The following is a 14,001-nucleotide window of genomic DNA, read 5'->3' on the forward strand; positions in this document are numbered from 1 at the left end:
AATTTGGCTCCTCTGACTGGGATCGCCTTTGCCATTAACTGGCTGATTGGTAAGCTAAACCTAAAAAGTTAGGTTGTCAAGACCACCAGAATGACCACCATTTTCTACTTGCGATATAGCAGTTAAAAACAATGTCGCTTCTTATCTAGGCATCCTCTATTAAAAACGCTTTCAATTTTTCCAGCAGGATATCCGTCTCTTTAAGTTCGCATTCCCAAACTACCAACGTTCGCCAGCCCATTTCGTGTAACTTTGATAAGCTCATGGAGTCCCTTGATTTATTTCTTTCCAGTTTTGCAAACCAATATTCCTGATTTGATTTTGGCATGCGATTTCGCCGACATCCCTTATGACCATGCCAAAAGCAGCCATGTACGAAGATGGCTTTGCGCTTTCCCCAAAAGACTAAATCGGGCTTGCCAGGCAGTCGAGGGTCGCATAAACGATAACGAAATCCGGCATGATAGACGAGGCGTCTGACGATTAGCTCAGGCTTAGTATCTTTCCCTTTAACTCGGGACATCACAAAGCTTCTTTTAGCTGGTGTTACTGTATCCATCAGAAAACCTCGCTATGCTGTCGATTGAAGACGCTTCAGATGCAAAGCGTCTTCGGCTGAATTAGAACATTGTCCAATAGCGCTAAGCTAAATTTTAACCTCGGTTAAGTTTCGCCAAAGCGCGCAGTGGCCGTCTTTCCAGTTCAAAGGTGTCGATAAATCGTAATGGCGCTCCTATATTATCTAATCCAAAAGAACCAATTAGGGCATCACGTTCAGCGTCTCGGCATTGCCATAAGGGATGTGTAACAGCCGCGCGCCAAAGATCTTTTCCATCATTTATTTCAAGAACTGGTAAAGAATGTTCCTTTAACAATTTGATAGTCCCCGGTCGTAACGCCTCGACATCCTCCGCAAGTTCAAACGCTCTTTCTTTCCATCCTTTCATTTCTGGATGGTTCCAGTCTTCAACATTCAGGCCGCATGCGAATTCCGGCATAACCATGGCGCGTAAATAGGCTATTCCTAAACGCCAGTCCAGTAAGCCGTGATATTGGCGGTTTCCGTAGCGTTGTATACATTTGTAACATGCTGTCCGACATTGAACTGGATGATCTTTCTTTAGAAAATCAACCATCGGCCAGCCGCGTTCATCTGTCAGAATTTCATGCAGCAATTTGATTATTAAGGGAGAACTTCCGGCAACCGCCGGTTCGGCAAGACGTCTGCATAATCCTGAGCCATTGATTAACGCGTCTGCGATCTGCAGTATAGGTTTGCCAAAATGCAATCGAGGTTCAAGCGTTTCGAACTCATCAGGCGAGACATCCAGATAGAGGGCGGCCTTATGCGTTAATATCTGAATCGCGCTGATGGCCGCCGCTCGCGTAGGCAAGTGCATATGCTCGCCATACCTGGCGACCATATTCAAATTAAGACGAGGATCGAACCTTGTTAATTCGAGATGAAGCGACTCAGTCTCCTTACTGGAGACCAGACCGAAATTTCTGCTCTCGCCTTTACGCCGCCAACGTGAATTATCTTGCTCTTTTAACCAATTAGAATCAATCGCTTGCTCGCCTTTAATCGGCGAGCGGTAAGCAACGAAAGGAACCGGCGCTTTTTGATCGCTTGTGAGGTCGACAGTAAAACGTTCTCCTTCTTTTTCTCCATTAATAGGACCGTCGTTAAGGCGCAGTATAGTGACTTCTCCACGTCGTATGATCAAGGGATCACAGTGTGTAGGAGTTTCTTCGTTTAATACTGTCGCGGTAGTCTTTAAAGACATGCGGGTAAAACTATCCAGATCGTCTTTGGGCTCGAAATCCGTACGGAAAGCGGCAGGCGTGATGTAGAGTTTGAACTCGTCAGGATTTATAGGCGCGCCGCAATCCTTACATTGAATTTCATTGTCTGGTTGACGCAATTCCAGCTTTGCGGAACCGCATGCCGGGCAAAATGCGACATGACTGGATGACTCCAGCCACGAGCCCACCGTCGAGAGATCCGACACGCGATTATTCCGATTATGCGGTTCCCGATAATTTCCTGTGAAGCCGATCACCTTGTGCTTTTTCTTATCCTTAATTAATACCGAGCCGGGAGCATACTCGAATACCGCAAGGTCAAGATCGCGATCCATTGTCGACCATTCGTATTCAGTCTGGTTGTTCAGACCTTTTTTCTCACGTAATCCCAGATACAAATTGCGTACCCGGGTCGGCATTCCATACATCGGCAATTTTCCGCATTCAGCTAGAAAACGGGCGAGCCCCACGTTGTCGTCAGGCGCGTAAGCGTTCAGGTCGGCGATTTCATCGATTATTTTTTTCGCATTCAATGCGGAATGAAGATTCTGGCGTTGTTCCGGATCGAACGTCGACGCTTCGATAAAACGTTCGCGTATGCTCTGCGTCGCTTCCAGCGCACCCTGCAATCGTTCAGCCCAGTTCGCGTTATCGTCATAATAGTAATCATGCGTAGAAACATATTCGCCATGAACGTCAGGCGGGACAAGTTTATCGCCAGGAAAATCTATCCCGTTCTCGCGATCTTCTTCACGCAATAGATTAAAGGCGCTTCTGAGCCAGACTTTACGCAAAAGCCTTAATGGGATAGCGTCGTGATCTACCGCCAAAAAGGGTGGGGGCGGCGGATCGCCTGTAATCGCGTGAGGATGGGCGAAATAATAGGCGTCGTGAGTCCGTCCACGGCAAAACGTAATGACAAAAGAATAAGCCTGACCGCGCCGCCCGGCCCGACCGACGCGCTGCTGGTAATTGAAACGCTGAGGCGGCATGTTGGCCTGATAAACCGACTGAAGCGAACCGATATCGATACCAACCTCCATTGTCGTGGTGACGGCAAGCATATCGATCTCGGCGTCCAGTTTTTCAAGTTCGCTCATCTTATCGACGAAAATCCCTTTGAATTTACGAAGTCGATCGGAAAAGTCATCAGTCTGCCCTGTCAATTCTTCAACGTTCAATCGAAATCGCTTAACGCCGTCCCGTTCGCCGCGTACAATGCGTTTGCCAAGGAAATTCTGTTCCCATAGCGTTTCAACAGAATCTTTGGGAGTGATATCAAGCGGTTCCGCACAACGGGTACAACGTTTAAACCCTAAATGTAAGTGGATCCGCCCACAGTTGCCGCATTGCCAGTAGGGATCGCCTGATTTCGCTACCTTGAGGAACAATTTGCCAATATTGAATAGCCCTGCCGTATGCTCTCGATCAGCGAACTGATTTAAGACTAGCGTCAAATTATCCAGATATTTGTCGTCGCTGAATACGGCTCTGGCGACGCGCTTGACTTTCGCTTTTTTAATATCTTCTCCAACGTACCAGCCGTCGGATTGTTCAGGATCGACATATTTGTTTTCTTTTACGCGATAAACGCCTGCGAACACTCTTAACCAGGCGTCGAGTTCGGGCGTATTCTCATTATCCGAGACGCAGGGATACGCCAGACCCGTTTCCTCTAACGCGAAAAAAGTATTGGCGAAAATAACATCGTCTATCAATTCAGATTGATCGTCTATAATCCTTTGTTTGATCGCCAGCCTGTCAGATAAAGAAAGTTTTTCGTGGTACCTAACAATGTTCTTATCTTTTACAAAGTTTTCGTACCAAACGACTTTGTCGTTTCCATCAGCGCTCGGGCGATATTTGTAAGGTGATATTCCCAACCCAGCTAATTCTGAGGATATTTTTCCGATGGAGTCTCCTTCTGACTCCAATAAGCTATCTATTTTTACCCGTCGGAATTTACAAAGGCTCGCAATATCTTTTTGCCTTGTTTTGAGCTCATACAGCCTGTCGAGTTCATCATCATCCCCAGCTTGTATCGCTTTATCTCTTTTTTCTTTAAATTCTTTTTCTGGAATATATTCTTTTTCCGCCTCGCTGATCATCGTTCTGGCGGCCGCGACCAGTATTTCCCTGCGCAAATCGCGTAAGTGCAGGCGTTCGATCTCCAGCGCCATCGAAGCCGCATCCTGTCGGCTATCCGAAAAGACAATACTCTTCGCATCCGCGCCTATCGCATGCAGCAATTCGAATAGCTCTGTCGCTACCAGTTGAGATGATTTCGTCACGCCGGTACGGAATGCGCGAATAGGCGTTCTGGCGCGGTTAGTTGCCGGTCGACTGGAATAGTCGATACCGCAGTTAGGGCAACAGAAAGGTTGTGCGGAAGGCGGTTTTACCGGCTCTCCTTTTTTCGCCGGGGGCGGGTTCTGAAAATAGAGATATCCGCGAATCGCCTCGGGGTTCAATGGCGATGTTTCTTGCCCGACAGTCGCAATACCTGTGACAGGATTCAGCGTCGCCTCCTGCCAAACATCCCACCTTTTTTCACTGGCTTCACTAGCGGCGGGCGTTTTTTCAACAGGCCAGAAAACCGCAAATTCATCCAGCGCCATATCATCGTAATATTCCGCGCCGGGGCGTTCGGGAAGATTTTCAAGATTGGTCGTCGAGGGTAATAGTTCTACCGTAGCGCCTCCGCAATTTTGTCCCCTCTGACCACCAAGCAGTAAATCGCCGCAAGCTTCACAATAAAGCATTTCGAATAAACGCCGACCGCGCTTTTCTTGTGAGGTTGAAGGCGCGTGCGACAGGCCACGTTCTAGGCAAAAATCGGCGAATTTCGCTTTTCGCTCTCCGGGCGAGACCGACGCGAAGAAACCTTCAATATTTCTGACGAACGTATGCACGCGAAAAGCCGGCGTAGCGGCGTCAGGCTTATCGCAGTCAAGTACGGAATCCGGAAGCGCGCGTAACAACATTAATCCGCGTAACGCGAGCTCAGATTCCTTCTCTCCTTCCAGGCTTTCCGCCAGAAAAATTTTGTCGATGATATGCTTGGGAGACGTGGCGCGCGGCTTGTCGCCTTTTTTTTCAATGCAGGCGTGGGTTAATAACGCGGCTGCGGTTTCCGCCGCCAGCTTAACGCCTTGACGGATATTTCGCTCTTTTACGCCAAGAGCCTGAAAAGCGTTAACTAAAGCTCGCTCAAACTCGTCTGTCATCTTTACGCGGCGGACAACGTCGCCTTGCCCTGTAAGCGCCATCCTCATCAGGGCGGCAAAAGGCCGCGCGTCAACTTTACTTTCTGGTTCAGGTATGAAGGGAGTACCCTCAACGACGCAGTTACGCCAGAATTCCGGAGAGTCGCTGCCTTCATCCCGGGGATCGCGACAAGTGCCGAAGGGAGCGAAGAGATCGCGTAGATACTTTCTCGATTGTTCTCCATCCGCGCCTTCCATCGGCAAAGACGCGGAAGACGCCAGCAAACGCAGCTTATAGCGGTGCTTCGGATCGTCGAGTCCTAGTCGAATGATTAGCGACTTAATCAACATTGCGGTTTCCGTTCCTGCGGAGCCGCGCATTAAATGTAATTCATCGAATACCAGATAGAAGTAAGCGTCTTCATTACTCATAAGCCATTCGCGCGTCATGTCGAAAATAGCGTCTTCGACTTCTCGCGAAAGCATCGCTCCCAGCATGGAAGCGTTGGTGACGAGTACGTCAGGCGGAGCGGCCTGCATATCCCAACGAGTAACCATCTCGCCGCCGTCTGTTGAAGGAAAGATATATCGGGTCTTCTCCGACGATTTTTCTTTTTCCTTGTCGAATGCGCGAGCGGCCTGTTGATCGCAATCGATTCGGTTCAACGCCTTACGTAATTTTTCAAGGTTACGGGCGCGGCGGCTTTTCTCCGTACGATCGCCGGAAAGGCGAGGATGGCTGGCATAACCGGTAACCGGCGTGGCGCTGGTATATTGTCCGAAGAAGATGCGGTTTCCGGCGAAACGATGTTCCATCGTCTGTCGCGCTTCATCGGAATCCAGCGTTTTGCGCAAACGCGCCATTTGATCTTCAACTAAAGCGTTCATCGGATAAAGCACTAACGCTCTGATTGCTGCCGGGCGTTTTTCCCCTTTACGACGAGAAACCCAGTTCGCTTCCGCGTTATGCCACCAGCGATTTTGCAGGTAACTGTCGCGGGGAGCGGGCCAACCGATCGCCTCATTCGATAATGCGGCCAGTATGGGCAACATAAAGCTTTCCGTTTTTCCCGATCCCGTCCCGGATGTCACTATGCCAGGGCGACCGGCACGAATGCCTCGTTCCAGCATTTTCACCTGATGAATATAAGGCGCATGGACTGACCGACGCCGCCAAGACGCGTCGCCGGATTTTGAATCAAACAAACCGGATAACGCTAGTTCGACGAACGCTTTTCGGCCTTCCTGCGATAAGCTCTTTAACGGACCGTTTTCCATATCGGCCAAATCTTCAAGAGTTTTATCCGAAGACTCATACCGTAAAACGGGTTCAATATAGGGCTCTGCGGCGAACTCTCCGCTGCTGTTCAGCAATTCGCGCCTTGACGCTGCTACGAACGGATCGGCAATTCGGAAACTGGTTTCAATATATGATATAAAGAAATCCTGAATACGGCGAAAGCCGCCAATCGGATCTAACATGATTTCCTTCTCCTGTAATTTATGGAGCGCAGATTTCGCTATTTTGCAAATTTGCGAATAAATCGACTAATCGCTTTTGATGCGCCGTTTTGTCTTCGTCGACGGCCAACCCGACCTCCAGCGCCGCTTTCGTCGCCCGCAGCGTATTTACCACGTTCAGACGCTCGCCCGACATTTCATCCGCAATGGCAAGTTTTTCCTCAAGCGATTCTGGCGGCGCGGCTTCGGGCGTTAGTTCGCTATGATGTCTGGTGGAGAGATAAAGCGGCGCGCGCGTAATCGCATTTCGAACGACAATGTTTTCCACCGGCAGAAAAAGATGTTCCTCCTTTATCTTTTCCGCTTCCTCGTTATCTTCATTCGTAATTGTGCCGCACACCAGGAATCGTCGGGGCAGATCGCCATTACGCAACCCCTCTTTCAGAGCAGGCAGCCAGAAACGCACGGCGGAGCATTCGACGCGTTCGATGACGGCAAGAATTGTTCGGGGACGATGGGCGTCGCTTAATAACAATCCTTGATAAAGCGGCGTCGCCAGATTATTTCCTGCGCGGATCCACAGATCCTCATAGGAAATCATCGTCGGATCGGCAATTTGTCGGATAGCGCGTCCTGAAGAAATAAGCGACGCGGCGATAGCCAGAAAGTCCTGTGTTTCAGAGCCGTAGAGCAACGGGCATTCGCCGGCAAGCGTCAACGCCAGGAATTGCTCCATCAGTATTTTTCCTTCGTGCGTCAGTAGTTTGTTTTCACTGATGATACGTCCCAGTTCTGCGCGGGAAACTGTTTTAGCTTCGGCGGGAAGACATATCGCAGGGATCGCCGAATGCGCCATTCGACGCGCTTTTTCAGCAATAGCGGCATTGATTTTCTCAAGTTCGATCCGCGCCAGCGCAACGCGCTCTTCAACTTCCCGAAGCGCGCCTGAAGACGCTTCGCGTTTGATCTCCAGAGAAGACAACGTCCGGCGCTGACTTTCGTTTTGACGGCATAAATCCGCGGCGGCGTTTTTCAGCCGGTTGATTTCGCTTTCGAGAGCGTCTTTTTCATGTTTTAACGTTTTTTCTATGCTTAACTGCTTTTCTTCGAATTCCTTTTGTAATTTTTCTTCTTCGTCCAAACGTAATTGCGCGATTTGCTGTTCGATCTCGCTTTTTCTCTCCGTCTGAAAGACCGTCATTTCCGCTTCAATCGCTTCGCTACGGAGCAGACGCTCGGCGCAAAAAGCTTCGTTGAGCGCTTTTTGTTGTTCGGCGCGCAACCTGTCCCGTTCTTCTTCCGCGATGCTTTGTATCTGGCGTTCAAGCTGAGCGGCGATACGCTCGTCATTCAACACAGCCTGGGAGAGTTCCCGGGCCAGCGCGTCCTCTTCTTCTATTTTTTTCGCCAACTCTCCGGATCGGAGAATCTGAGCGGCAGCCAACAGATCGTCGACGCCGGATTTCAATTTTCCGTTTTGCTCGTCGACATGCTTGCGAAGCCAGGAAGCGATCTGCGTTGACGAGTCGGTTCCGGCGATAAGTTGAACGGCATTTTCAATGTAATGTTTGTCAGGTGTCCAGTCATGGCGTCGCGTGGGCGAGGCATCTGCGTCCGGCATATAAAATATTTTGTTATTTTCAGACAGACCGGATACGGAGATGATTCCGCTGTCATTAAACGCATATTCGGCAACGTACTGATTCCGTGACAAAATAAAAAAACCTGGTTTCGACTCTGTCAGGTTCGCCAGAATGGCTCCGCCCGTCTCGAAGCGAATAGTCCATTGCCCCGGTTCGCCGCACGTTTCGATGCCTTCCAGGCTCAGACGATGGCGAGCTTTCTGAAGAGACTGTGCCGAGGATAAATCATAATAAGGATAAATACGGCGAGGATGTTTCGCTCTCGTCAATTTGCTGCGCGTATTGGTATCTACCTGAAAGACGATCCAGTCGTTTGGACGAAGCTGAGACGCGTCGAATCCGGTAAGTTCGACTTCACCTGTACGAGGAAACATTTTTTTAGGGCTGTCGATTGCGTGCCAACCATTTTCCGTTTGCTGAGCGACGACTTTAAAATACGAGAACCGATCGTTTCGTCGATCGTATCGGCCAATATACCAGGGAAGATCTTTCATTATTCTTTTCCTTATTTTTTAGCCTATAACGCCAGATGTCCGTTTTGCCACCGCAGGCGCGTTTTCCCGCCGGAATGGCGCGCTGCCGCAACTAAACGATTTGCGTCATCGCCGTCATCCGGCGGGAATGGAGCGAAGCATCCGGGAAGCAGTCGATTTAGCCAACGGAAAGCGACGTCGTCGATAGGATAAGCGTATCCGGCTTCCGTTGGGCCGCCGTTTCTGAGCACGCTGCGTCGTAATCCCATCGCCAGTGCGTCAGGCAAACCACAATCGTCGACAAGGCAAATAAAGCGATGATTCCCGACGCGTCTGAATGTCGGGCGGCGCGCACTCACATTCGCGGCGATAATCGCGGCGGTTCGGGATAAGAAAAACGCCATTTTGCGCCGGGAAACAACCTTGTATACGTCATGATCGCGCCCGCCCGGATGGACATGGCGCGTTAAAAGCGTCGAGGCGTTATTGGAGGCCGCATGCGGAGAGAAACGCCCTGAACGCCAGTCCCACACTGCTGCTTGAAGGTGGAATTCGGCGGTACGACAGGTCGAGGTTAACGCGAGCGGCGTCATATCAGGCGTTGACGATATATCAATAAGCGGCCATTCCATAACTCGGGACAACTCGACAGGATCATCGATCTCCGCGCCGCATACGGGAGGAGACCAGACGCTTACGCCGCTGCGACGAAAGCATTTTCCGCCCAGCCCGGAGACCGCTTTTTGAAAATCATCCATAAGGCTGGCGCAGGTAGCGCCTTCCACGACGATCATGCTGTTATCCCCATTGCGGATACGAAACAGCGAAGGTTTGACTAACGTCCATACCCGACCTTTCCAGCCTTGGCGTAAGCGCGGTTCTATCAGACCTGCGTCATGCAAACAGCGAATCAAATGCCACACATTGACGCTGTCTGCGGCGCGTTCCAGAAGCGCGACCAATTCGATTTCCTCCCATCCGCTGGCACCGCTTGCATAAATCGCTTCAAGGAGATGTTCGAGACGTTCATCGTTATTTTCTGTCGTCAGGGGGAGTTCAATGTGGAATGCCGGCGTTGTCAGGGGAGACGTCTTCCAATCGGTAAGAAGTTCGAGGCGATATCTGGCGCTATCTTCCTGCGCAGGGCGAGGAACGGCGCGCTCGAAAAAACGCGCCCGTTGTCGCCATGGCGGCGTTTTCTCGCCAATTTCCAGCTCAGGTTCGATAATAAACTCGCCGTTAAGAGGCATTGATGACGTCAAGCGTCCATCTTCTTCCCTGACGCTAACTTTCGCGCCGTTTCCCTGAGGCGAGTAAATTCTGTAATTTTGCGTGTCTGAATGGACGGTTGGTAGAAAAGCGGGTAGTCCCAGCCACCCGCCCGGCACTCGGATGCCACCGGAAAGCTGTAAGCGAGAGATCTGTTCATCCAGCGTAGTCGATGATGTTTTCAGCGCACGAAATATTTCCATCGCCGCATGACGACTCTGCGGACGCGACGTCAGAATCCAGTCGTTTTCTGTGACCGCATCGTCAAAATATTGTCTCGCGCGCGCAGCGTATTTACAGGATAACGCGATGTGAAATTTGAAAGAAAACGCATCGGGAGCGGCTATAGCTCTCCAGCATCCATGACCGACTTGATGGAAAAAGAGCAGGCCGCTCTGCGTGGCGATGCCCAAATTATAGCTATTTCCCGCAGAAGCCGATAATAACGCGTCAGACAACGAAGGGGCGAAAACGCTTTCGTCATTCTCGCTTGCGGCGCTGAAGTAACATCGCGAACCGTCGAAATCGACGCGCATATCGATGAACGCCTTACGCGTCTCAACATCGGAGATCAGCGCTATAGCCCGCTGTCGCAAACGCCAGAAAGGCATGTCGGCAAGCGCTCTGCGTCCTGAAAACCAAGCGTCTTTAAACTCGCTAAACGCCTGTTTCAGCGCATGAGCGTGAGAGGCGTTCTCTTTCTGGATAGCGACCTGAAAATAGCTGATTAACAGCCGTGGACTGGAAATGGTTTGCGGATGACTCGTAAGAACACGGCGCATCAAGCGCACATCCGCTTTCCCGGGAAAAGCCAGACGCAGGGTATATCCGATATGGCTCCAGCTTGGGGGGATCTCCGGTAGGCACAGTCGGCGATAAGGTTCTCCTTTCTGAACTCGTCGTTCAAGCCAACCGGCCAGCGCTTCCCACATGGCGTTAACGCCCGCCAGATTCTGATAGCTATGTCCGGTCCGCAGCCAGTTCTGTAACTTCAGGCGAAAGTCATTGTGTCCTTCTTGGGCATCGAATTGACTGCTGATAAGTAGCGTCATGACAAGATAAGTGAAATATCCGGGCGATTTGTCATTGGATCTTTCCATCATGCCGCTTTCAAGGCGCTGAGGCAGATCCGGTATGTTCGACATACAGGTCCGAAATGCTTCTTCTATTTCATCCGCACCGACGCCGCTTCCTGCGAATGCCGCCGAGAGCGTCGACGGCGTCACTTCAAACCAACGAATATCCTGTGCGTCGCCGTCGGCGCCGAAACGGAGAAAATAATCGACTAGCTTACTTTCCCAACCATCAGGTGTTACGGGCAGCGTCCAGTTCATGCTTATCTGTTCTCCGTCTGATGGCTGTCGTTTCGGACCGATGCCGCCAGAGGCTCTAGTATGCGCTCGGCCAGAAAACGGACGGAAGGAACGGCAAGTCCGTCGCCAATGATCTTAAACGCTGATTGATACGCGGTCGGAAGGATGAAATCTTCCGGCAGCCCCATCAATGCCGCCGCTTCTTTAACCGACAGCAGGCGCGTTTTCACCTCGCCTTTATCGGCGACAATAATACGGGCGCGGGATGCGCCGCCTTTCGGCGTTCTCAGACAACCGATAACAGGAGAAAACGTGATTTCTGCTCGTTGCCGGTTAACGCCTTTTTCTCTGCGCATGCGAAGATAAAGACTGCCTATTGTCGTTTCTCCTGATTCCCGCGCCTTCGCCAAACGTGTCAGATGCGCCGGAGCCATCATATCGATCAGTCTTTGGGTTTCATCGGCAGAGTGCCATAATGTGTTTTGATCTTCACAATCAATAAGGTCGGTAAGTTCCTTTGTTCTCGAACCCGGCGCATCGCCGGGCGTCCACCAGATCCAGTCGCCGAGCGTCTCCGCTGGAAGCGCTTCGCAGGCGCGAAGAAGCGAAGAAGAATGCCATTGCGTTAGAGGTTCTTTTGAAAGTAAAGATGCAGGAACGGAGAACTGACGACTAATCGCAACAATAAACACGCGGGGTCTGGATTGAGGCAAAAAGAGCTTTGCATCGATGATCATTGCGCCATAGCGATAGCCCATTTTACTTAACTGGCGACATATCGCAGCGAAATGCCGTCCCTGATCCAATGTCAGCAGCCCAAGGACATTTTCAAGAATCAGTATCGGCGGCTTCCGATTTCCCTCCTCAAGTTTGTCTACTAGATCAAGAAAAGGCCATATCGCGCCGGAACGCGTGGTTTCATCCTCACTAGCGTCGATTTCGCCGATCCCAAGTCCATTACCAGCCAGAGACAAGTCCTGACAGGGAAATGAGGCCCAGACTAAATCTGCGGATCCTGTTAAATCGTCTGGTTTTATTTCACGTACATCGCGGCCATCAAAATGTTCGGCTCCCCAATTTTCGATATAACTCGCCGTTTTTATCGGATCCATATCGTTGGCGAACAGGCATCGCCATTTTTTTCCTAAGCCGGCCCGGGCCATGCCGCCACCGGCGAAAAACTCATAGAAACCGAATTCCGCCTCGCGCATCTCTTCTGATCCTGATCCGTTCTTGCTCGTAACGGCTTCTTTTTTCATTGCTTGACCATAAATTTATATTGATGAATCGGAGGGGGATGCTTAGCTGCCGCAAAACGATACTGTCGGAGAGATAGTCTATAAAATCATGAGGATAATAGCTACATGGACATTCGGCTTATTACCTGGACTTAAGTACCGGTGATGAGCTATCCCTTAACTGTTAATGGTATGTTTCTGATTCGAATAGCGAAATAGATCGTCTGATTTTATTCGCGAGGTTGTGTCGTTGACATAACGTATTTATATTTAAAGAAATAATTTATTTATAGACAGGAAAACCGAGTATGGAGTCTGTTATTCGTCCTTGGTCTGAGCTTGAGCAAAGCTATGATGGAACGATTTTATTAGGCAATGGCGCGAGTATCGCCGTAAGCTCTCGTTTTGCGTATAGATCTCTGCTTGAATGCGTCAGACAGCGAGAGAGTCTGGCGGAAGACGCGCGCAGGTTGTTTGATTTTTTTGAAACCGAAGATTTTGAGCTTATCCTCCGCATTGTCTGGCAAGCTTCTAACGTCAATAAATCTTTACGAATTGAGGATGCGCGTACTCGCGACGCCTACCTCAGTATTCGTGAATGCCTTATTCAGGCCGTTCGCGATGTACACCCCGAACACCATGAAGTTAGCGGGCAACTGCCCTGTATTTATGATTTTTTGAAAAGATTCGATACGGTTATTTCGCTCAACTATGACCTTATTGTTTACTGGACGATGACCTACGGCTTGGATAAAAACGATCATCACCGGTTTAAGGACTGTTTTCTTGCCAGAGGCGTTTTTGCAGAAGACTGGCAGCGGTTAAGAGCGCTATACGGCGATGAACAATCCAATACGCTTGTTTTTTATCCGCATGGCAGTCTCGTATTATGTCGAAACCGTATTGAACATGAACATAAAATTCATATCCGGGGAGCGGGGCTGCTTGAATCCATTTTGGAACGATGGCAGAGCGAGGAGGTTATTCCTCTGTTTGTGAGTGAAGGAACGCATAAGCAAAAAGTAAACTCCATTCAAAATAGTTTCTATCTTTCAACGGTTTATAGGGAAGTTCTCGTCGAGCCGCGAGAAAGTCTGGTGATTTTGGGCTGGGGAATGGGAGAGCATGATATACATCTGTTAAAACGCATGGCGGGAACAGGAATACAGCGAGTTGCGGTATCTGTTTTTAGAAGAGATCATGCTTATTGCAACAGGGCAAGCCAATTAATCAAAGAGAATCTGGGGCAGGATGTCCGCATAGAGTTTTTCGACAGCGAAAGTCCCGGTTGCTGGAATAAACCTCCAGAAAATCAGTAATATTTCCTCGCCATTCTTGCCTGCCGCATTTGGTTGTAATACCCTATGAACTGAGGACTCAAAACCTCATCTAACGCGGCCAAAACCAACCCCGTCAGTGTTGGCTTTTTTGTACCCTCCGTTCGTAAGGACGGAGGGTGTATGCTGCCCGATCAAGGTCGGGAGGGCGACGAATACAACACCCTTCGGGGAAATAAGTCCGCGGTTTCGTTAGACCGTTTTGAGCCTCCCGGCACCCTATTGGTGGTGCTTTTCTCAAAGAAACTAACGAGG

General features: G+C 50.1%; 6 protein-coding genes. 1 reads left to right on the forward strand and 5 read right to left on the reverse strand.

Going from position 1 to position 14,001, the window contains the following annotated elements:
- Positions 1-145: 145 nt before the first annotated feature.
- From FDW92_RS11245 to FDW92_RS11265, 5 genes are all read right to left on the reverse strand, one after another.
- Positions 146-559, reverse strand: a complete 414-nt coding sequence (locus FDW92_RS11245) for a very short patch repair endonuclease (protein WP_024142979.1) — start codon at positions 557-559, stop codon at positions 146-148.
- 94 nt (positions 560-653) lie between these two features.
- Complete coding sequence (locus FDW92_RS11250) at positions 654-6,494, reverse strand: DEAD/DEAH box helicase (protein ID WP_042309136.1); 5,841 nt, start codon at positions 6,492-6,494, stop codon at positions 654-656.
- 19 nt (positions 6,495-6,513) lie between these two features.
- The gene (locus tag FDW92_RS11255; RefSeq protein WP_042309134.1) at positions 6,514-8,610 is read right to left on the reverse strand and encodes a hypothetical protein; all 2,097 of its coding nucleotides are present in this window, start codon (positions 8,608-8,610) and stop codon (positions 6,514-6,516) included.
- Positions 8,611-8,633: 23 nt separating this feature from the next.
- Positions 8,634-11,192, reverse strand: coding sequence for a hypothetical protein (locus tag FDW92_RS11260; RefSeq protein ID WP_042309131.1), 2,559 nt, complete (start codon positions 11,190-11,192; stop codon positions 8,634-8,636).
- 2 nt (positions 11,193-11,194) lie between these two features.
- Positions 11,195-12,430: a DNA cytosine methyltransferase gene (locus FDW92_RS11265; RefSeq protein WP_023888430.1), complete on the reverse strand. Its 1,236-nt coding sequence runs from the start codon at positions 12,428-12,430 to the stop codon at positions 11,195-11,197.
- Between the two features lie 287 nt (positions 12,431-12,717).
- Here FDW92_RS11265 and FDW92_RS11270 point away from each other — a divergent pair, with 287 nt between their 5' ends.
- Positions 12,718-13,728, forward strand: coding sequence for a DUF4917 family protein (locus tag FDW92_RS11270; RefSeq protein ID WP_042309127.1), 1,011 nt, complete (start codon positions 12,718-12,720; stop codon positions 13,726-13,728).
- The last annotated feature ends 273 nt before the right edge of the window (positions 13,729-14,001 follow it).

It is taken from the genome of Citrobacter sp. wls706 (assembly GCF_005281305.1).
GTDB classification, from domain to species: Bacteria; Pseudomonadota; Gammaproteobacteria; order Enterobacterales; family Enterobacteriaceae; genus Citrobacter; species Citrobacter werkmanii.

Coding starts and splice junctions, on each gene's coding strand:
- FDW92_RS11265 (WP_023888430.1), bottom strand. CDS start 12,430: ATGAAAAAAGAAGCCGTTACGAGCAAGAACGGATCAGGATCAGAAGAG.
- FDW92_RS11250 (WP_042309136.1), bottom strand. CDS start 6,494: ATGTTAGATCCGATTGGCGGCTTTCGCCGTATTCAGGATTTCTTTATA.
- FDW92_RS11255 (WP_042309134.1), bottom strand. CDS start 8,610: ATGAAAGATCTTCCCTGGTATATTGGCCGATACGATCGACGAAACGAT.
- FDW92_RS11270 (WP_042309127.1), top strand. CDS start 12,718: ATGGAGTCTGTTATTCGTCCTTGGTCTGAGCTTGAGCAAAGCTATGAT.
- FDW92_RS11260 (WP_042309131.1), bottom strand. CDS start 11,192: ATGAACTGGACGCTGCCCGTAACACCTGATGGTTGGGAAAGTAAGCTA.
- FDW92_RS11245 (WP_024142979.1), bottom strand. CDS start 559: ATGGATACAGTAACACCAGCTAAAAGAAGCTTTGTGATGTCCCGAGTT.